Source organism: Streptomyces sp. NPDC047028, from assembly GCF_040644095.1.
Lineage (GTDB): Bacteria > Actinomycetota > Actinomycetes > Streptomycetales > Streptomycetaceae > Streptomyces.
Map to the genome: position 1 here is coordinate 108,391 of NZ_JBEYVS010000024.1, position 20,225 is coordinate 128,615.

Here is a 20,225-nt window from a genome sequence, read left to right on the forward strand (position 1 = left end):
GCTCGGACACTCGCTGCCGAGCCCGGCCGGAAACGACGGCACACCCCCGCCTGCACCACCCGGAACAACGAGCGCGCGGCAGTTCGTTGAGCAAGGACTGTCGTTTTGCCTCAGGGCTCGGCGGGCTGCTTTGCTTCACCGCTCAACGACGCACAACAACGACCCCTTGACCGCACTAGCGACAGCCCCCGTGCGGGGGTGACGTGGCCGTTCGACTGGAGTTGCACGTGGCCGGGCGCATCGAAGACTACGCACTCATCGGAGACATGCAGACCGCCGCACTGGTCTGCCGGGACGGCACAGTCGACTGGCTGTGCCTGCCCCGCTTCGACTCGCATGCCATCTTCGCCGGGCTGCTGGGCACCGAGGAGCACGGCTTCTGGCGGCTCGGCCCGGCGCACGCGGCCGACGCGCCGCCGCCCACGGCGGCCCGGCGCACCTACCGCGGGGACTCGCTGATCCTGGAGTCGGAGTGGGACACCCCGCGCGGCACGGTCCGCGTGACCGATTTCATGCCCCCGCGTGACGGCGCCCCGCAGCTGATCCGGATCGTGGAGGGCGTCACCGGCCGGGTGCCGATGCGCTCGGCCCTGCGGATGCGGTTCTCCTACGGCCGGGTCGTGCCCTGGGTGCACAAGCACGAGGGGCGCACGGTGGCGGTCGCCGGTCCCGACTCGGTGTGGTTCGACACGGAGGCGGAGACCTACGGCAAGTCGCTGACGACGTACTCCGACTTCACGGTCGCCCCGGGTGACCGGATCGCGTTCACGATCTCGTGGGAGCCCTCGCACAAGCAGCCGCCGCCCCTGCCCGAGCCGGAGCAGTCGCTGGAGGCGACGGAGACGTTCTGGCGCGAATGGGTGGAGCACTGCACGTACCACGGGCCCTACCGCGAGGCTGTGGTCCGCTCGCTGATCACGCTGAAGGCGCTGACGTACGCCCCGACCGGCGGTATCGTCGCCGCGCCCACCACCTCCCTGCCCGAGGACATCGGCGGGGTGCGCAACTGGGACTACCGCTACACCTGGCTGCGGGACGCGGCGATCACCCTGTCCTCGCTGCTGCGCACCGGCTACCGCGAGGAGGCCCGCGCCTGGCGCGAGTGGCTGCTCCGCGCGGTCGCGGGCGACCCCGAGAACCTGCAGATCATGTACGGCATCGCCGGCGAGCGCGAGTTGGGCGAGGCGGAGCTGGACTGGCTGCCGGGCTACGAGACGTCCGCCCCGGTCCGGGTCGGCAACGGCGCCGCGCACCAGCTCCAGCTGGACGTGTACGGCGAGGTCACCGAGGCGCTGCACCTGGCGCACATGACGGGGCTGGCCCGCAACGACTACGCCTCTCTGCTCCAGCTGAAGCTGATCCGCTACCTGGAGGACCACTGGCAGGAGCCGGACGAGGGCATCTGGGAGGTGCGCGGGCCGCGCCGGCACTTCGTGCACTCCAAGGTGATGGCCTGGGTCGCCGTGGACCGCACGATCAAGCTGATCGAGTCGGGTGACGCGGACGGCCCGCTGGAGCGGTGGAAGGAACTGCGCGACGACATCCACCGGGACGTGTGCGAGAAGGGCTACGACAAGGAGCGGAACACCTTCACGCAGTCCTACGGCTCCCAGGAACTGGACGCCTCGCTGCTGCTGATCCCCCAGATGGGCTTTCTGCCGCCGGACGACAAGCGGGTGATCGGCACGATCGAGGCGATCCAGCGCGAGCTGTCCACCTCGGACGGGTTCATCCTGCGCTACCCGACGGAGGGCCAGGACGAGGGTGTCGACGGCCTGCCGGGCGACGAGGGCGCCTTCCTGGCGTGCTCGTTCTGGATGGCCGACGACCTCGCGATGATCGGCCGGGTGGACGAGGCCCGCAAGCTCTTCGAGAAGCTGCTCGCGCTCCGCAACGACCTCGGGCTGCTGGCGGAGGAGTGGGATCCTCGCTTGAAGCGGCAGGTGGGGAACTTTCCGCAGGCGTTCAGCCATGTTCCGTTGATCGACACGGCGCTGCGGTTGACTGCGTCGGGCGCGTACGGGGGCTGAGGTGACGTCCCGCCCGGCGTGACCGCCCCATGTCAGGAACGTAGGCTGTAAGGCGGACAGAAGCCCCTTTTTGGAAAGGGGGCGGCCATGGCTTCCCTCTCGAAGGCGGGTGCGGCCCTTGCCGCACTGCGTCAGGATCTGGTCGGCGACGTGTTCGCCCCTGGGGACCCCGGCTACGACGAGGCCCGTACCGTCTTCAACGCGATGATCGACCGCCGCCCGGCGGTGATCGCCCAGTGCGCGAACGCCTCCGACGTCGTCCGCGCGGTCCGCTTCGGCCGGGAGCTGGACCTGCCGATCGCCGTGCGCGGCGGCGGGCACAGCGTGGCCGGCACGGCCCTGGGCGACAACGCGCTCGTGGTGGACCTGCGCCGGATGCACGAGGTGACCGTGGACCCGGCGGCCGAGGCCGCGCGGGTCGAGGGCGGCGCCACGATGAGCCACCTGGACCGGGCCACCCAGCCCTACGGCCTCGCCACCACCGGCGGCCGGGCCTCCACCACCGGCGTCGGCGGCTTCGTCCTCGGCGGCGGCTCCGGCTGGCTGGACCGCACCTTCGGCCTGGCCGTCGACAACCTGCTCGGCGTGGAACTGGTGACCGCCGACGCCGAGCGGGTGCACGCCAGCGCCGACGAGAACCCCGAACTGTTCTGGGCCCTGCACGGCGGCGGGGGCAACTTCGGCGTCGCCACCGCCCTCACCCTGAACCTGCACGAGCTGCCCCAGTTCTCCATCGCCCTGCTGCTCTGCCTCCCCCAGTTCGGCCCGGACGCGGTGCGCACCTTCCGCGAGGTCATCCGCGGCGGCCCGGACGAGGTGAGCGGCGCGGTGCTGTACGTCACGGGTCCGCCGGAGCCGTTCGTCCCCGAGGAGCTGGTCGGCAAGCTGCTGTGCGGGGTGCTGGTCACCTACGCGGGTGACGAGGAGGGCCTGCGGAAGCTGGCCGGGCCGCTGCTGGCGCTGCCGCACGAGGCGGAGATCGTCCGGCCCGATGCCGTACGCGGACGTGCAGTGCATGCTGGACGATCCGCCGGGCCTCAGGAACTACTGGTCGGCGGAGTACCTCACAGGGCTGCCCGACGACCTGGTGGACCTGTACTGCTCGTGCGCCGACAGCATGCCCGTGCCGACCGGCACCCAGCACATCCTGTTCCCGCTGGGCGGCGCGATCGCGGCCGGCCCGCACGAGTACCCCGTGCCCTACCGGGACGCGCCCTGGGCGGTGCACCCCTTCGGCATCTGGGAGGACCCGGCCGACGACGAGCGGGCCATCGCCTGGGTGCGGGACGTCCGCACAGCCGTTCGGCCGTGGCGCAGCGGGGCCGTCTACCTCAACTTCATCGGCGACGAGGGCGGTGAGCGGGTCAGCGAGGGTATGGGCGCCGGGAACCTGCTGCGGCTGGAGAAGGTGAAACGGGCGTACGACCCCGACAACGTGTTCCGCTTCAACCACAACATCCGGCCGGTCTAGGGTCTGTCCGGCGGATCATGTCGCAGACGCGGGGCTTGGCACGCGCATCTGCGGCGTTGTCGTCGGTTGCCGACGCTCCGGCCGGGAGGTGTGCCGAGGGCGTTCGCGCAGGTAGCGTCCGCTGCATGGACAGCGGTACGGAGAGCAGAGCGGGCGGTGGGTTCGACACCCAGGGCGCCGGGATCACCGTTCGGCGGGCGCTGGAGCTGCCCGGGCTGCGCAGTGGTCTGCCGGAGATCATGGCGGGCTCCGACCGGCTCGGGCGGACCGTCCGCTGGGTGCACGCGGGCGAGGTGCCCAACATCGCCTCGCTCCTCAAGGGCGGCGAACTGCTGCTCACCACCGGCTACGGTCTGGGCACCCGGCCCGCCGAACAGCGGGCGTTCGTCCGCACGCTCGCCGAGCGGGGCATCGCCGCCCTGGTGGTGGAGCTGGGCCCGCGTTTCGCGCGGCTGCCGGCCGCCCTCGTGGACACCGCGCGGGCGGCGGGGCTGCCGCTGGTCCAACTGCACCGCGAGGTGCCGTTCGTGACGGTGACCGAGGAGATCCACACCGAGATCGTCAACGGCCACTACGCCCTGCTCCAGCGGGCGGAGGAGGTCCACCGGCGGTGCACCGAGGCGCTGCTGGGCGGGGGCGGGGTGCCGCAGGTGCTGGGCATCCTGGCCGACTTCGGCGGCAACCCGGTGTTCCTGGAGACGGCGGACGGGCTTCTGCTGTACGCGGCCGGGTCGGGCCCCGAGGGCGCCGATCCACTACAGGTCTGGGAAGGGCTGCGGGGCCCGCACAAGGACGTGCCGCCGCCGGCCGGTTCGGTGCTGGTGGACGTGCCCGGCGGCGGTCCGGGGGCGGCGGGCGCGGTACGGGCCCGGCTGGTGCTGCTGCCGGTGTGCGCGCCGCTGGCCCCGGTGCACCGGCTCGCCGCCGAGCGGGCCGCGGGCATCCTGGCCGTGGTGCTGATGCAGGCCCGGCAGGAGGAGGAGCTGGCGGCCCGCGGCCGGGGCGACTTCCTCACCGACCTGGCCGAGGGCCGGATCACAGCGGAGGACGCGCCCGCGCAGGCCAGGGTGCTGGGCTTCCGGCCGGGAGCCGGCCCGCTGCTGCCGGTGGTGATGCGGCTCGGCGACTCGCTCTCCCCCGGCGGGGGCTGGGCGGTGCTGGCCCGTGCCGTCGGCGAGGAACTGGCCGCGGTGGGCGTGCCGGTGCTGCTGGGCGTGCGGCCGGTGGAGGGCCGGGTGCCGGTGCTGCTCGGGCTGCGCTCGGAGTCGGAGCGGTCGACGGTCGCCGACCGGGTCGCGACGGCGCTGCGGACGGGCGTGGAGCGGGCCGGGATGCACCGGCCCGGGTCCCCGCCGCCGGTGGTGGTCGTCGGGGTGGCGGGCGGCTGGGCGGCGGCGTCGGCGGGGCTCCGGCACGCCGCGGAGACGGCGACGGCGGCCCAGGGGCTGACCGACCGGCCCTGGTACGACGCCCGGCGCCTGGACACGGAACTGCTGCTGTGGCGGCTGCGCGACCATCCCGACCTGGCGGCGTTCGTGGACCGCGCGATCGGGCCGCTGCGCGACCACGACCACCGCTCCAAGCCGCCGCTGCTGCCCACGCTGGAGACGTACCTGGCCCACGCGGGCCGCAAGGCGGAGACGGCCCGCGAGCTGCATTTGAATCGGCAGACCCTGTACAACCGCCTGGCCCGCATCGCCGAACTGCTCGGCACGGACCTGGAGGACCCTCAAACGGTCCTGGCCCTCAGCCTGGCCCTCCGGGCCCGCCGCCATGTGTGAGGCCGCGCTGCCGCCGGCCCAGCTGTGACGTCGTGTCCTTGCCTGCGGGCCCGCAGGTGCGCACGAAACCTCCCGAGGTGCGCTAGGCCAGCGGCCTGGGTTGGGTCAGTTCGTCGTAGACGCTGAGGACTTGGGCGACCGTCTCGTCCTCCGTCGGCCAGCCTGCGGCCTGGCGGGCGCCCCGCTCGCGGAGCGCCTCGCGGCGCTCCGGGTCGGCGAGGAGGCGTACGACGGTGTCGGCCAGCGCCTTCGCGTCACCGTAGGGGACGAGTTCGGCGGCGTCGCCGACGAGGTCCGGGATGCCGCCGACGGCGGTCGCGACGAGCGGCACGCGCGCGTACAGCGCCTCCTGGGCCAGCACGGAACGGGACTCGAACTTGCTCGTCACGAGCGCCACGTCGGCGGCGGCCAGCAGCTCGGGCACGTCCTCGCGGCGCCCGAGGAGCCGGACCGGGAGTTCCTCGTCCGCGATGCGCCGCCGCAGTTCGGCCCGCAGCGATCCTTCCCCGGCGATGGCGACCAGCGGCGCCGGATCGAGGTCCCGCCAGGTGCGGGCCGCGTCGAGCAGGACGTCGTAGCCGCGCAGCCCGTCGAGGGAGCCGACGGCGATGAGCAACGGGCGTCCGGTGGAACCGAGTTCGGCGCGAACCTTGGGCGGCAGCCGGTCGGGGTCGTCCGGTACGGCCGGCCGGCGCCGGCCCGGCAGGGCCACAGCGGCGAGGCGGGCGTCCCGGGCGCCGCTGCGGCGCGCGCGGTCGACGAGGTCGGAGGTGGTGCCCAGCACGACGGCGGCCGTGCGCACCACACGTCGCTCCAGCACCCGCAGCAGATGCGCCCGCGCACCCTCGGCGTGGGCCCGGTTGTGCCAGGTCACCACCAGCGGGGTGGTCCGCCCGCCGAGGGCGAGCACGGCGCGGAAGGAGGCGTGCAGCCCGTGCGCGTGGACCAGGTCGGCGTCCGTGCAGGCCGTCCGGAGCGCAGCCACGGACACGGGATCGCTGCTGCGGGGCACGTGCACGTGTTCGGCGCCGGCCCCGGTGAAGTCGTAGGCGCGATCGGCCTCGACGGGGGCGCACACGGTGACCCGCACACCCCGCGCGACGAGCCCCTCGGCCAGTGACCGCACGTGCGCGCTGCTGCCGGCGTTGCCTCCGCCGAGCACCTGCACGGTGCGGAGCGGCGCCCGGCCGAGCGGTGCGTTGCTGCTCACGGGACTCGCGGGGCTCACGGTTGCCTGGGGCTCCTGGCTCGGCCGACTCGGGGCGGGATGGGGCGGGGACACGGGGGACGTACAGAAGGTAGCGGGCGGAACGATGCGGACGTATGTGCCGCGCGCCCCTCCCGCGCGCATCGTGTTCCCTGCCAAGCATGCCAGGGCGCAGGGCCGTTCCGGGCAACGCCGGGAGACGCGCACGGCGGTGGGCCGGGGTGGTGCGCCGGAGTACGTCACCCACACGGGTGAGCGAAATCCCGGCCCGGTCGAAAGGTCCCGCCGCCCGTACCCGGAGGTCAGCAGCTCACGGCGTCCGCGCCCACGCGCTCACCCGGTCCCCGTACACCGTGGCGGCGACCACCGCCACGGCGTGGGCGAGCAACCCCGGGCGCCGGTTGGAGACGACCGCTGCCGCTCCCAGCGTCGCGCCCAGGGCGTGCGCCCCCGTGTCCCCGAGCATCACGCGCTCGCCGAGGTCCTCGCGGAGCACGGCGGCCGCGGCCCCCACCGCGACGGCGGCCAGGTCGCCGCCCGGCCCCCCGTGCAGCATCCCCGGAACGCCGAGCGCGAGCACCGCCCCGAGCGCCCGGCCCGGCCGTACGTCGACCAGGTTGACGGCCTGCGCGGCCCCCGCGATGACGATCCCGGCGAGCAGCTTGTCGAGCGGCCGTTCCTTCAGCAGCGCGCCCGTGGCCAGACCGGCGGCACCGATCCCGAACAACTTGACGGCGCCGCTGGTCACTTCGCCTTGCCGCAGCGCGCCGAGATGGGCGCGGAAGCCGCGCCGGGTGTCGCCGGTGGCGTGGCCGACGGCGTCGTCGTAAGCCCCGCAGGCGCCGGCGGCCAGCACGGCGGCGCCCGCGGCGCGATGCACCCGTGCCGCCGCTGCCGCCGCGCCGACCGCGGTCGCCGGCCCGGCGTACAGCTCGACGGTCCGCCCCGCGTGGTTCGTCCGCTCCCAACGGGCCGGCTTCCCCGGCGGGTTGGCCCGCAGCAGCACGAACCCGGCCCGGGCGAGCACAGCGGACAACAACAGCGAACGGTACTTCCGGGTGCCGGCCATCCGGCAACCCTAAGGGCCGCTACAGACCCGCGCGCGAAGGCCCTACAGGCCCGCCCGCAGGGCCGCGGCAAGTCCGCCCCGCAAAGGCCCCTACCGGCCCCGCCCTGGCCACAGGCCCGCCCGCCAAGGCCGCCGCAGGTCCGTCCACAGAGGCCCTACAGGCGTGCCCGCAGAGGTCGCCGCAGGTCGCCCCGCAAAACCGACTACAGGCCCGCCCGCAAACGTCCCTTCCGGCCCGCCCCGCAAAGACCGGCTACAGCCCCGCCCGCAAACGTCCCTACCGGGCCGCCCCGCAGAGACCGGCTACAGGCCCGCCCGCGAAGGCCCCTGTAGCTCCGCCCCGCGAAGGCCCCTACAGGTCCGCTCGGGCCGTGGCCAGTAGTTCCTCCGCGTGGGCTCGGGCCGTCTCGGAGTCCTCCTGGCCGGCCAGCATCCGCGAGAGCTCGCGGACGCGTTCCTCGCCCTCCAGGACCTTGACGCCGGAGCGGGTGACGGAGCCGTCGTCGGTCTTCTCGACCAGCAGCTGCCGGTCGGCGAAGGCGGCCACCTGCGGCAGGTGGGTGACCACGACGACCTGCGCAGTGCGGGCGAGCTTCGCCAGCCGTCGGCCGATCTCGACCGCGGCCTTGCCGCCGACGCCGGCGTCGACCTCGTCGAAGAGGTACGTCGGCACCGGGTCCGTGCCCGCGAACACGACCTCCACGGCCAGCATCACGCGGGACAGCTCGCCGCCGGACGCGCCCTTGGCGATCGGCCGCGGCGGCGCACCCGGGTGCGGGGCGAGCAGCAGTTCGACCTCGTCCACGCCCGACGGCCCGTACGCGACCGTCCGGCCACCGACCTCGACACCCTCGGGGTCCTCGGTCTGCCGGATGTCGAACGACACGCGCGCGTGGGGCATCGCCAGCGAGGCCAGCTCGGCGGTCACCGCGGCCGCGAACCGCTCGGCGGCCCCCGTCCGCGCGTCCGTCAGGGCTTGGGCCAGCGCGCCCAGTTCCGTGCGCAGCGCGTCCCGTTCGGTGGTCAGCTCCCCGATCCGCTCGTCGTCGCCGTCCAGTTCGGTCAGCCGGGCGACGCCCGACTCGGCCCAGGCGAGCACGGCACCCACGTCGGCGCCGTACTTCCGCGTCAGCGCGGTCAGCGCGGCGCGGCGCTCCTCCACGGCGGCCAGCCGCAGCGGATCGGCGTCCAGGTCGTCGGCGTACCCGGCGAGCTCACCCGCGACGTCGCCGAGCAGGATGCCGACCTCCCCGATCCGCTCGGCGAGCGCGGCCAGCGCCGGGTCGTGGGACCGTACGGCCTCCAGCGCCCGGTGCGCGCCCGCGACGAGCGTCGAGGCGTCGATACCCTCGGGGTCCTCGGGGTTGCCGGCGAGGGCGGCGTGCGCGGCGGTGGCGGCGGACGACAGCGCCTCCGCGTGCCCGAGCCGCTCGGCCTCCTCGGCCAGCTCCACGTCCTCCCCCGCGCGCGGTTCCACGGCGGCGATCTCGTCGAGGCCGTAGCGCAGCAGGTCGGCTTCCTGGGCGCGCTCACGCGCGCGCGTGGTGATCTCCTCCAGCTCGGTGGAGACCGCGCGCAGCCGCCGGTAGGCCTCGGTGTACTTGTCGAGCGGCCCGGCGACGGTGTCCCCGGCGTACCGGTCGAGGGCCTGCCGTTGCCGGGACAGCTTCAGCAGTCCCTGCTGGTCGGTCTGCCCGTGCACGGCCACCAGGTCGTCGGCCAGCTCGGCGAGCAGCCCGACGGGCACACTGCGACCGCCCAGGTGCGCCCGGGAGCGGCCCTCCGCGGAAACGGTACGGCTGATCAGCAGGGCGCCGTCGTCCAGCTCGGCCCCGGCCTCCTCGGCGCGTACGACGGCTGCCGCGTCGGAGGGCACGGCGATCCGCCCCTCCACGACCGCCTTCCCGGCCCCGATCCGCACGAGCGCCGGGTCCGCCCGGCCACCGAGCAGCAGGCCCAGGCTGGTGACCACCATGGTCTTGCCCGCACCCGTCTCGCCGGTGACGGCGGTGAACCCGGGCGACAGCTCGACCACAGCGTCGTCGATGACCCCGAGCGACCGTATCCGCATCTCCTCCAACACGGAGAAGACCATACGAGGTCGGGGGCCGGGAGTGCACACAGGCCGCCCATGTCACTCCGCCGAGTGGTGCGGTGCCCCCCGCCATCCCGTGGTCGGCAGCGCGAACTTCGCCACCAGCCGATCGGTGAAAGAGGAGTGGTGGAGCCGGGCCAGCCGCACCGGCACGGCCCCCCGCCGGACCTCCACGCGCGCCCCCGGCGGCAGCTCGACGGTCCGCCGGCCGTCGCACCACAGCACACCCGGCGGGATGTGCGGCAGCACCTCCACCGCGAGCACCGAGTCCGGCGAGGTGACCAGCGGCTTCGCGAACAGCGCGTGCGCGGAGATCGGCACCATCAGCAGCGCCTCCACCTCGGGCCACACCACGGGCCCGCCCGCGGAGAACGCGTAGGCCGTGGACCCGGTGGGCGTCGACAGGACCACCCCGTCGCAGCCGAACCCTGTGACGGGTCGCCCGTCGATCTCCAGCACGACTTCCAGCAGCTTCTCGGCGCCGGCCTTCTGCACGGCCGCCTCGTTCAGCGCCCAGTCGGTGTGCACGATGTCCCCGTTGCGGTGCACGACGACGTCGACGGTCATCCGCTCCTCGACCTCGTAGGACCGTGCCACGACCCGGTCGACCACCCGGTCGAGGTCGTCCCGCTCGGCCTCCGCGAGGAACCCCACCCGCCCGAGGTTGACGCCGAGCATCGGCACCCCGGAGGCCCGCGCGAACTCGGCGCCGCGCAGCAGCGTGCCGTCGCCGCCGAGCACGATCAACAGCTCACAGCCGTCCAGGCACTGCGGGGTGGCCTCCTTGACGGTGCCCACCTCGTCGGGCAGCGGCAGGTCGCGCGCCTCGTCCTCCAGCACCCGCACCCCGATGCCGTGCCGCAGCAGGCCCTTGACCACGAGTTCCGCACTGCGGATCGCGGCCGGCCGCCCGGTGTGGGCGAGCAGGAAAACCGTACGCGCTCGGTTCTGTGTCAACGCGGCCCCTCCGCCACTGCTCGGTCGACGTCGGCCGGGTCCAGGGCGGGCGCCCCGGCACGCAGCCACAGGAAGTACTCGACGTTCCCGGACGGTCCGGGCAGCGGACTGGCGGTCACGCCCCGCACCCCGAGCCCCAGCTCCCAGGCCTTCTCGGCGACCTGGCGCACGGCGTCCGCCCGCAGCTGCGGACTCCGTACGACACCTCCGCTGCCGAGCCGTTCCTTCCCCACCTCGAACTGCGGCTTGACCATCATCACCAGGTCGGCGTCCGGCCGCACGCACCGCTTCAGCGCGGGCAGCACCAGTCCGAGCGGGATGAAGGACAGATCCCCCACGACAAGATCCACCGGCTCCCCATCGATCGCGTCGAGCGTCAACTCGCGTACGTTCGTACGGTCCTTGACGGTGACGCGTTCATCCTGCTGGAGAGACCAGGCGAGTTGGCCGTATCCGACGTCCACGGCCACGACGTGCGCAACGCCGGCGCGCAGCAGCACGTCCGTGAAGCCGCCCGTGGAGGCTCCGGCGTCCAGCGCGCGCCGGCCCTCGACGACGAGCCCCTGCGGGACGAACGCCGCGAGCGCGCCGGCGAGCTTGTGGCCGCCGCGGGAGACGTAGTCCGGGTCGTCGGCGTCGGCCTGGACCACGATCGCCGCCGCGGTCTCCACCTGGGTGGCGGACTTGGTCGCCACGGTCTTGCCGACGGTGACGCGCCCCGCGGCGATCAGCTGGCCGGCGTGCTCGCGCGAGCGCGCGAGCTTCCGGCGGACCAGCTCCGCGTCCAGACGACGGCGTGCGACTCCTGCCACGTTCGGTTCAGCTCCTGCTCTGGTACGGCGTCGGCGACGCCGGGTACGGCGACGGGGGCGCCGGAGGTCCCGGGCGGGCGTCGAGCGCGGTGAGCGCGTCGCGCAGCCCCCTGTGTACATCCTCGTACACCTCGATGTGTCCGTCGGGCGTGAGGTGGTCGGCATCACCGAGCCGCTCCAGCCGCGCGTCCACCTCGGCGTTGCCCGTGGGGGTGCGGGGGACGCCCAGGGGGGCGGGTGCGGCGGGCTCGTACTGGTCGTGGCCGTGCTCGGCGCCGGCCTCGGGCTGTGGCCCGGCTTCGGTCTCGGGCTGGGACTCGGCTCCGGCCCCGGGCTGTGGCCCGGCTTCGGCGTGTGGCCCCGGCTGTGGCCCGGACTGTGGCTCGGGCTCGGTGGGCGGCTCGGCCCCGGACACGGACTCGCTCATGCCCAGACGCTACCGCGAACCGCTGCGGTACCGTCGTGCGCGATGGCCACGATCGAGGAGTGCCGGGCGGCGCTGGGAAAGCTTTCGGACAACATGCGGGGCGCCGAGGGCGAGGCCCGCGCCGCCGCAGCCATGGACCGCTCCGTGAGCTGCCACATCACCGACCTGGACGTCACCTTCGCCGGCCGGCTGACCGGCGGCCGGATCGAGGTGGACGACACCCGTCCGGGGGTGCCGAGGGAGAAGGCGCAGATCCGGCTCGCGATGGCCGGCGACGATCTGGTGGCCCTGGTCGGCGGTGACCTCAACTTCGCGACGGCCTGGGGCTCGGGCCGGGTGCGGCTGGAGGCGAGCCTGCTGGACCTGTTCCGGCTCAGGAAGCTGCTGTGACCCTGTCCGCGGCCCTGTCCGCGCGTGTCTTCCTGGCCGCCGGGACCACCAGCGGGGTGCCGGTCTCGGGGTCGTCGATGACCTGACAGCGCAGCCCGAAGACCCGTTCGACCAGGTCGGCCGTGACGATGTCCTTCGGGGCGCCCTCGGCGATCACCTCGCCGTCGCGCAGCGCGATGAGGTGGGTGGCGTAGCGGGCGGCGTGGTTGAGGTCGTGCAGGACGGCGACGAGGGTGCGGCCCTGGGTCTCGTGCAGTTCGGCGCACAGGTCGAGGACGTCGATCTGGTGCTGGATGTCGAGGTAGGTGGTCGGCTCGTCCAGGAGCAGCAGCTCGGTCTGCTGGGCGAGCGCCATGGCGATCCACACCCGCTGGCGCTGGCCGCCGGACAGTTCGTCGACGTGGCGGCCGGCGAGTTCGGCGGTCCCGGTCCGGGCCATGGCCTCCTGGACGACCCGCTCGTCCTCGGCGGACCACTGGCGCAACAGGCCCTGGTGCGGGTAGCGGCCTCTGCCGACGAGGTCGGCGACGGTGATGCCGTCCGGGGCGATGGACGACTGCGGCAGCAGGCCGAGGGTTCGCGCGACCTTCTTGGCCGGCATCGACTGGATGGCCTGCCCGTCGAGCAGCACCCGGCCCCGGCTCGGCCTGAGCATCCGGGACAGTGCCCGCAGCAGGGTGGACTTGCCGCACGCGTTGGGGCCGACGATCACGGTGAAGGAGTTGTCGGGGATCTCCACCGACAGTCGCTCGGCGATGACGCGCTGGTCGTAGGCGAGGGTGACGTTCTCGGCGGACAGGCGGTTCACGGTGCTCCTCGGGTTTGTCCGGTTGTCGCCGGCCCGTGCCTCATCGACGGGCGGGTGGCCGGTCATATCCGGCCGGCCCTGCGCTCGGTGACCAGCAGCCACAGCAGGTAGCAGCCGCCGAGGACCCCGGTGACCACGCCGACGGGGAGCCGGCCGGCGCCGAAGGCGCACTGGGAGGCCCAGTCGGCGGTGACCAGGAGGGCGGCGCCCAGGCAGAGGGAGGGCACCAGGTTGGGGCCCGGCGAGCGCGTGAGGCGGCGGGCGAGCTGGGGGGCGGTGAGAGCCACGAAGGCGACGGGGCCGGCAGCGGCGGTGGCTGCCGCGGTGAGCAGCACCGCGCAGACCATCAGCACCAGCCGGACGCGCTGCACGCGCACTCCGAGGGCGTGTGCGACGTCGTCGCCCATCTCCAGCGTCCGCAGGGCGCGCGCCTGGCCGAGGACCAGCGGCACGAGGACCGCGCACAGCAGGAGCAGCGGCCAGACCTGGTCCCAGTCACGGCCGTCCAGCGAGCCGGTCATCCAGACGACCGCGCGGGCCGCGTCCACGAGGTCGGCCTTGGTGAGCAGGTAACCGTTGACGGCGGTCACGATCGCGGAGACACCGATGCCGACGAGGACCAGCCGGTATCCGTGCACGCCCTGTTTCCAGGCGAGCAGATAGATGGCGAGCCCGGTCACCAGGCCGCCGACGAGGGCGCCGGCGGTGACCTGGGCGGCGCTGCCCGACATCAGCACGATCACGACGAGAGCGCCCGCCGTGGAGCCCTGGGACAGGCCGAGCACGTCCGGGCTGCCCAGCGGGTTGCGGGACACGGACTGGAACAGGGCGCCGCCGAGGCCGAGCGAGGCGCCGACCAGCAGACCGACCAGGAGGCGGGGCAGTCGCAGCTCGTTGACGATGAAGTCCTGGTAGGCGGTGCCGTTCCCGGCCAGGGCCCGCAGGACGTCGGCGGCGGGGATCTGCGCGTCGCCGGTGCCGATGAGCGCCACCCCGGCAGCACAGGCGGTGGCCAGCAGCAGCACGACGACGATCAGGGCGCGGACGTCCACGCGCAGCGAGAGCCCGCCCGGGGTGCGCAGGACGCGGCTGGTGTGTCGGGTCTTCACAGCTGGGCCGTCCTGCGTCGTCGTACGAGAAAGATGAAGACCGGGCCGCCGACGACCGCGGTGACGATGCCGACCTGGAGTTCCGCGGGGCGGGCCACGATCCGGCCCAGGACGTCGGCGCCGAGCAGCAGCGCGGGCGAGAGGACGGCCGCGTACGGCAGGATCCAGCGCAGGTCGGGTCCGGTGAAGGAGCGCACGGCGTGCGGCACCATCAGTCCGACGAACACGATGGGGCCGCAGGCGGCGGTCGCCGCCCCGCACAGCACGGTCGCCGCGAGCATGGCCAGGGCGCGGGTGCGGTGGAGGTGGGCGCCGAGGGCGCGGGCGGAGTCGTCGCCCATCGCGAGGGCGTTCAGCGGCCGGGCCAGAGCGAGCGCGAGGAGCGTGCCGCCGGCCAGGAACGGCAGGACCTGGATGATGGTGGAGTCGTTCGCCGAGGCCAGTGAGCCCACCGTCCAGAAGCGCATCTTGCTCAGCGCCGCGTCGTCCATGATCATCACGGCCTGGAGGTAGCCGTACAGGGCGGCGCTGATCGCCGTGCCGGCGAGGGCCAGCCGGACCGGTGTGGCGCCCCGGCTGCCGCCGAGGAACCACACCAGGGCGCCGACCGCGGCGGCACCCGCGAAGGCGAACCACACATAGCCGCTGAGGCTGGTGACGCCGAACCAGGTGAGGGCCGTGACGACGGCGGCGGAGGCACCGGCGTTGATGCCGAGCAGCCCCGGGTCGGCCAGCGGATTGCGGGTGAGCGCCTGGAGCACCGCCCCGGACAGACCGAGCGCGGCGCCGGCCAGCAGGCCGAGGACGGTGCGCGACAGCCGCTCGTCGACGACGACGTCACCGTACGTTCCCGTGCCGTGGAACAGGCCGTGCCAGACCTGGTCCGGGGACAGGGCCTTCGCCCCGATCGCGATGCTCGCCAGCGCGACGAGCGCGAGGACCGCGACCGAGAGCAGGAGCCCAACGGCCCGGGCCGCCCGGCGGGTCGGAGGCGCGGGGGCGGTCCACGCGCACTGCTTCGGAGGACTGTCGACCAACACGAGGTTAGGTTAGCCTACCCTCGCTTCAATCTCGATCCCCTGTTGCCGAAGAGGGTGCGCGCTGCGCTTATAGCCCTCCGCGAACCTCAGAGCGCGAGCCGGTCCAGCGCCTCGTCCCCTTTCAGCTCGCAGGTCCCCTCGCCGGCCGCCGTCCACGCCGCCGCGCACAACGCCCTCAGCCCGTCCAGCGGCGCGCCCTCGCCCTCACCGTCGTGCTCCAGCTCCAGCCGCTCCGCACCGGCCGTCGCCGTCCACCCGCCGCACCGGAAACCGTCGCCCTCTCGGCTGATCTCCGGCTGGCCGGTGAGCAGGCCGCGCAGATCGGCGTCCACGTAGGTCGGCCGGTGCTGCGGGGGCGCGGCGAGCAACTGGGCGCCGTCGGTGACGCCGGTCAGGACGAGCAGCGAGTCCACCCCGCCGTTGAACGCGCCCTCGATGTCCGTGTCCAGCCGGTCCCCGACCACCAGCGGCCGCTCTGCGCCCGTCCGCAGAATCGTCTCGCGGTGCATGGGCGGCAGCGGCTTGCCCGCCACCTGCGGCTCCGCACCCGTAGCGATCCGGACGACCTCCACCGCGGCCCCGTTGCCCGGCGCGATCCCGCGCCCGCTCGGAATCGTCAGGTCCGTGTTGGAGGCGAACCACGGCAGGCCCCGCCTGATCGCGTACGACGCCTCCGCGAACCGCGACCACGTCAGATCCGGGCCGCCGTACCCCTGGACGACCGCCACCGGCTCGTCGTCCGCCGACTCCACCGGCACCAGCCCGCGCTCGCGCAACGCGACCCGCAGCCCCTCACCACCGATCACCAGCACCCGGGAGCCCGCCGGCACCTGGTCGCTGATCAGCCGCGCGACGGCCTGCGCGGAGGTGATGACGTCCTCGGCCCCGGTCGGTATCCCCAGCTCCGTCAGATGCCCGGCCACCACGTCCGGCGTGCGCAGCGCGTTGTTGGTGACGTACGCCAGCCGCATCCCGCCGTCCCGGGCCACCGCAAGCGCGTCGACCGCGTGCGCGATGGCCTGCCCGCCCGCGTACACCACCCCGTCGAGGTCGAGCAGCGCCGTGTCGTACGCCTCGCTCAGGGCCTGCCCACTGCCCTCGGGCCTCGTCCTGACGCCCTGGCTCATTCCGCATCGCTCCTCGTTCGCTCGCCTTTCCCCCGATCATCCCGCACGCCACTGACACACGTACGATGCCGGGATGAACACAGCAGGTCACTCGGAAGCAACGGTGCGCCGAGGCCTGGAACTCACCCCGTTCCGTGGCCTTCGCTACGACCCCGACCGGGTCGGCAGCCTCGCCGCCGTCACGTCCCCGCCCTACGACGTCGTCGTACGCCCCGACGGCCTGCACCACCTCCAGTCCGCCGACCCGCACAACATCGTCCGGCTGATCCTGCCGCAGGCCGGCACCCCCTCGGCCCGCAACGAACAGGCAGCCGACACGCTGCGCCGCTGGCTCGCCGAGGGCATCCTGGCCGCCGACCCGGAGCCCTGCCTGTACGTGTATGAACAGCGGGACGGCGACGGCATGCTGCAGCGGGGCGTGATCGGAACCCTGCTGGTCTCGGAGCCGGCCGAGGGCGTGGTGCTGCCACACGAGGACGTCATGCCGCCCGTCGTCGCCGATCGCGCCGCCCTGATGCGTGCCACGCGCGCGAATCTAGAGCCGCTGCTGCTGACCTATCGCGGGAACGGCTCGGCGGCCGAGATCGTCGAACGCACCGTCGAGCGCCCCCCGCTGCTGGCCACGACCACCGAGGACGGCTTCCACCACCGCCTCTGGGCCGTCACCGATCCCACCGACCTGGCCGGCATCCAGAGCGAACTGGCCCAGGAGCAGGCCCTGATCGCCGACGGCCACCACCGCTGGGCCACCTACCGGCAGCTCCGCGCGGAGCATCCCTCTCCCAGCCCCTGGGACCACGGCCTGGTCCTCCTCGTCGACACCGCCCGCTACCCGCTCCGCGTCCGCGCCATCCACCGCCTGCTGCACGGCCTGCCGGTCGCGGACGCGCTGGCCGCCGTGAACGGCCTGTTCCGGGTACGGCGCCTGGACGTGCCGCTGCCCGAGGCGCTCGAGACGCTCGCCGACGCGGCCTGTGCGGGCAACGCGTTCCTGCTGGCCGGCGACGGCGCGTTCCATCTGCTCGACCATCCGGACCCGGACCTGCTGGCCCGCACGATCCCGGAGGACCGCCCGGCCGCGTGGCGCTCCCTGGACGCCACGGTCCTGCACGCCACGCTCCTGGACCACGTCTGGCACATCCCCGAGGACTCCCCCGCCCACATCGCCTACATCCACGACACGGCCGCGACGGTCGAGAAGGCGGAACGCGACGGCGGTACCGCCGTGCTGATGCACCCCGTCCGCGAGGAGGTCGTCCGCGACCTGGCCCGGCAGGGCGTGACGATGCCGCGCAAGTCCACGTCGTTCGGGCCGAAGCCGGCGTCGGGGCTGGTGCTGCGGGCGCTGGAGGTCTGAGCGCCGCGGAAAGACGAAAGGGGCGGGACCCGTCGGGTCCCGCCCCTTCTCTCGTCGTTCAGGCAGCGTCTGACAGGTCAGGCCTTGTCGACCTGGCCGTCCTCGTCGTCCTGGTCGTCCTGGTCGTCCTCGTCGTCCTGGTCGCCGCTCTGCTCGTCGACCGGGCCGTCGGTGCGCGCTTCAGCGTTGTCCACGCTGTCGGCCGCGCTGTCGTGCCCGCCGTCGGCCGCGTCGTCGTCCGTGTCGAGGGCGTCGACGAACTCCACGCCGTCCAGCTCGGCGAGCCGGTCGGAGGCGTCCGTGCTGCCGTCACGGTCTGCCTCGACCGCCTTGGCGAACCACTCCCGCGCCTCGCCCTCCCGGCCCACGGCCAGGAGCGCATCGGCGTAGGCGTACCGCAGGCGCGCCGTCCAGGGCTGGACGGAGTTGGAGGCCAGCTCGGGGCTCTGCAGGGTGACGATGGCCGCGTCCAGCTGCCCCATGTCCCGCCGGGCACCCGCCGCGACGAGCCGCATCTCGACCTGCCCGGCCTTGTCCAGCTTGTGCACCTCGGGAGCGCCGGCCATGTCCAGCGCCTTCTCCGGCCGGCCGAGCCCGCGCTCGCAGTCGGCCATCACGGGCCACAGCTCGGTGTGGCCGGTCATGCGCCGCGCGGCCCGGAACTCGGCGAGGGCCTCGCTGTACTTCTGGTTGGCGTAGGCGGCGAACCCGGCGGCCTCGCGCACGGCGGCCACACGGGACGCCAGACGCAGGGCCACCTTGGAGTAGCCGTACGCGCCCTCGGGGTCCTCGTCGATGAGCCGGGCGACCATCACCAGGTTCCGGGCGACGTCCTCCGCGAGCGTCTTGGGCAGGCTCTGCAGCTCCTGCCGGACGTCCTTGTCGATCTCGTCGCCGGTGACGTCCTCCGGGATCGGCAGCCGCTTGATGGGCTCACGGTCCCTGTCCCGGTCCCGGTCCCGGTCCCGGTCACGGCCGCGGTCCCGGTCGTCGCGGAACCGGCCGCCGCCGCGGCGGTCGTCACGGCGGTCGTCACGCCGGTCATCGCGTCCGTCGCGTCCGCGGAAACCACCGGGCCGACCACCGCGGTCGTCACGACGGAAACCACCGCGCTCGCCGCCACGGTCGTCCCGGCCACCTCGGAAGCCGCCACGCTCACCCCGGCTGTCGTCCCGCCGGAAGCCACCCCGGTCGTCACGACGGTCATCGCGCTGATCGTCACGGCGGAACGGCGGGCGGTCGCTGCCACGGTCATCGCGCCGGAAGGCGGGCCTGTCACCGCTCCGGTCGTCACGGCGGAATGCCGGGCGGTCGCCGCCACGGTCGTCACGCCGGAAGCCACCGCGGTCATCACGGCGGTCGTCACGGCGGACTGCCGGACGGTCGCCGCCACGGTCGTCACGCCGGAAGCCACCGCGGTCATCACGGCGGTCGTCACGGCGGAATGCCGGACGGTCGCCGCCACGGTCGTCACGCCGGAAGCCACCGCGGTCATCACGGCGGTCGTCACGGCGGACTGCCGGACGGTCGCCGCCACGGTCGTCACGCCGGAAGCCACCGCGGTCATCACGGCGGTCGTCACGGCGGTCATCACGCCGGTCGTCCCTGCGGTCGTCGTTCCGGAAGGCGGGACGGTTGCCACCCCGGTCGTCGCGGCGGAAGCCGCCCCGGTCACCGGTGCGGTCGTCGCGGCGGGGACCGCGGTCCCGGTCGTCACGCTGGAACGCCGGGCGGGAGCCGCGCTCGCCCTCACGCCGGTCGTCCCTGCGGCCGTAGCCACCGCCGCTGCGGCCACCACGGTCGCCGTAGCCGCCTCGGTCGTCACGTCGGTCGTCGCGCCGGAAGCCACCGCGGTCGCCCCGGTCGCGGTCGTCACGGCGGTCATCGCGGCGGTCGTCACGGCGCACGAATCCGCCGCGGCTGTCGTCGCGTCGGCCGTAACCACCGCGGTCGCCGCCGCGGTCGTCACGGCGGGGGCCGCGGTCGCGGTCGTCACGGCGGCCGTAACCACCGCCACGGCCACCGCGGTTGTCGTCACGACGGAACCCGCCACGGTCGCCGCGGTCACCACTGTCCCGTCGCCGCTGGTCGCGCTCCGGTCGGTCGTCGGGAGAGTTGGTGGACATGGCGACTCCTGTCTTCGGTACTTCAAGCATTGTAAAAACGAAAGGACCCCTGGTCCCAGCTGAACGCTGGTGACCAGGGGTCCTCCCCAAAGATTGTTCGGCGGTGTCCTACTCTCCCACAGGGTCCCCCCTGCAGTACCATCGGCGCTGTGAGGCTTAGCTTCCGGGTTCGAAATGTAACCGGGCGTTTCCCTCACGCTATGACCACCGAAACCCTAATGGTTTCGAGCGAACAAGCACACTCTTCAGTTGTGTTCATGGTTCGACTCAAAGCCGGCAACCGTTCGTTGCCTCAGAACATACACAGTGAACGCGAGCATCAATGGACAAGCCCTCGGCCTATTAGTACCAGTCAACTCCACACCTTGCGGTGCTTCCATATCTGGCCTATCAACCCAGTCGTCTACTGGGAGCCTTAC

15 protein-coding genes, 2 rRNA genes and 1 pseudogene are annotated in these 20,225 nt (G+C 73.6%); 5 read left to right on the forward strand and 13 right to left on the reverse strand.

Annotation, left to right across the window (positions count from 1 at the left end; translation table 11 throughout):
- Nucleotides 1-227: 227 nt before the first annotated feature.
- The 3 genes and pseudogenes from ABZ854_RS22025 (at nt 228) to ABZ854_RS22035 (ending at nt 5,282) form a co-directional block, all read left to right on the forward strand.
- A complete protein-coding gene (locus tag ABZ854_RS22025) occupies nt 228-2,030 on the forward strand; it encodes a glycoside hydrolase family 15 protein (RefSeq protein ID WP_361213514.1) in 1,803 nt (600 codons plus the stop codon).
- Nucleotides 2,031-2,117: 87 nt separating this feature from the next.
- Nucleotides 2,118-3,501 (forward strand): annotated as a pseudogene (locus tag ABZ854_RS22030) (FAD-binding oxidoreductase).
- Nucleotides 3,502-3,626: 125 nt separating this feature from the next.
- Nucleotides 3,627-5,282: a PucR family transcriptional regulator gene (locus ABZ854_RS22035; protein WP_361213470.1), complete on the forward strand. Its 1,656-nt coding sequence runs from the start codon at nt 3,627-3,629 to the stop codon at nt 5,280-5,282.
- 82 nt (nt 5,283-5,364) lie between these two features.
- Here ABZ854_RS22035 and ABZ854_RS22040 read toward each other — a convergent pair whose 3' ends face one another.
- The 6 genes from ABZ854_RS22040 to ABZ854_RS22065 form a co-directional block, all read right to left on the reverse strand.
- The gene (locus ABZ854_RS22040; protein ID WP_361213473.1) at nt 5,365-6,492 is read right to left on the reverse strand and encodes a glycosyltransferase family 4 protein; all 1,128 of its coding nucleotides are present in this window, start codon (nt 6,490-6,492) and stop codon (nt 5,365-5,367) included.
- A gap of 307 nt (nt 6,493-6,799) precedes the next feature.
- Entirely contained in the window at nt 6,800-7,558 is a 759-nt protein-coding gene (locus tag ABZ854_RS22045) for a hypothetical protein (protein WP_361213476.1), read from the reverse strand.
- A gap of 352 nt (nt 7,559-7,910) precedes the next feature.
- Nucleotides 7,911-9,653: a DNA repair protein RecN gene (recN, locus tag ABZ854_RS22050; RefSeq protein ID WP_361213479.1), complete on the reverse strand. Its 1,743-nt coding sequence runs from the start codon at nt 9,651-9,653 to the stop codon at nt 7,911-7,913.
- A 39-nt stretch (nt 9,654-9,692) separates the two neighbouring features.
- Nucleotides 9,693-10,610, reverse strand: a complete 918-nt coding sequence (locus ABZ854_RS22055) for an NAD kinase (RefSeq protein WP_129309898.1) — start codon at nt 10,608-10,610, stop codon at nt 9,693-9,695.
- Nucleotides 10,607-11,422, reverse strand: coding sequence for a TlyA family RNA methyltransferase (locus tag ABZ854_RS22060; RefSeq protein WP_361213482.1), 816 nt, complete (start codon nt 11,420-11,422; stop codon nt 10,607-10,609). Before ABZ854_RS22060 ends, ABZ854_RS22055 begins: the two co-directional genes overlap by 4 nt.
- Before the next feature lie 7 nt (nt 11,423-11,429).
- Nucleotides 11,430-11,849, reverse strand: coding sequence for a hypothetical protein (locus ABZ854_RS22065; RefSeq protein ID WP_361213485.1), 420 nt, complete (start codon nt 11,847-11,849; stop codon nt 11,430-11,432).
- A gap of 42 nt (nt 11,850-11,891) precedes the next feature.
- Between ABZ854_RS22065 and ABZ854_RS22070 the strand changes: the two genes are divergently transcribed.
- On the forward strand, nt 11,892-12,239 hold the full coding sequence (locus tag ABZ854_RS22070; RefSeq protein ID WP_361213488.1) for a sterol-binding protein: 348 nt from the start codon (nt 11,892-11,894) through the stop codon (nt 12,237-12,239).
- Here the strand turns inward: ABZ854_RS22070 and ABZ854_RS22075 are convergent.
- From ABZ854_RS22075 to ABZ854_RS22090, 4 genes are all read right to left on the reverse strand, one after another.
- A complete protein-coding gene (locus ABZ854_RS22075; RefSeq protein WP_361213491.1) occupies nt 12,223-13,047 on the reverse strand; it encodes an ABC transporter ATP-binding protein in 825 nt (274 codons plus the stop codon). The genes ABZ854_RS22070 and ABZ854_RS22075 overlap by 17 nt on opposite strands.
- A 62-nt stretch (nt 13,048-13,109) precedes the next feature.
- Nucleotides 13,110-14,156 carry an iron chelate uptake ABC transporter family permease subunit gene (locus tag ABZ854_RS22080; RefSeq protein ID WP_361213494.1) on the reverse strand — a complete coding sequence of 349 codons (1,047 nt, stop codon included), beginning with the start codon at nt 14,154-14,156 and terminating at the stop codon, nt 13,110-13,112.
- Nucleotides 14,153-15,196 (reverse strand): iron chelate uptake ABC transporter family permease subunit, encoded by a 1,044-nt coding sequence (locus ABZ854_RS22085; RefSeq protein ID WP_361213497.1) that lies wholly within the window; start codon nt 15,194-15,196, stop codon nt 14,153-14,155. The genes ABZ854_RS22080 and ABZ854_RS22085 overlap by 4 nt, the downstream gene beginning before the upstream one ends.
- Nucleotides 15,197-15,282: 86 nt before the next feature.
- Nucleotides 15,283-16,323, reverse strand: coding sequence for an HAD-IIA family hydrolase (locus tag ABZ854_RS22090; RefSeq protein WP_361213500.1), 1,041 nt, complete (start codon nt 16,321-16,323; stop codon nt 15,283-15,285).
- A gap of 73 nt (nt 16,324-16,396) precedes the next feature.
- Here ABZ854_RS22090 and ABZ854_RS22095 point away from each other — a divergent pair, with 73 nt between their 5' ends.
- Nucleotides 16,397-17,680: a DUF1015 domain-containing protein gene (locus ABZ854_RS22095; protein WP_361213503.1), complete on the forward strand. Its 1,284-nt coding sequence runs from the start codon at nt 16,397-16,399 to the stop codon at nt 17,678-17,680.
- Nucleotides 17,681-17,757: 77 nt separating this feature from the next.
- On the opposite strand, the gene ABZ854_RS22100 is transcribed toward ABZ854_RS22095, so the two are convergent.
- The 3 genes from ABZ854_RS22100 to ABZ854_RS22110 all read right to left on the reverse strand — a co-directional run.
- Nucleotides 17,758-18,600: a hypothetical protein gene (locus ABZ854_RS22100; protein WP_361213517.1), complete on the reverse strand. Its 843-nt coding sequence runs from the start codon at nt 18,598-18,600 to the stop codon at nt 17,758-17,760.
- A 1,301-nt stretch (nt 18,601-19,901) separates the two neighbouring features.
- Nucleotides 19,902-20,018, reverse strand: a 5S ribosomal RNA gene (rrf, locus tag ABZ854_RS22105).
- A 110-nt stretch (nt 20,019-20,128) separates the two neighbouring features.
- Nucleotides 20,129-20,225, reverse strand: a 23S ribosomal RNA gene (locus tag ABZ854_RS22110); the annotation flags it as partial.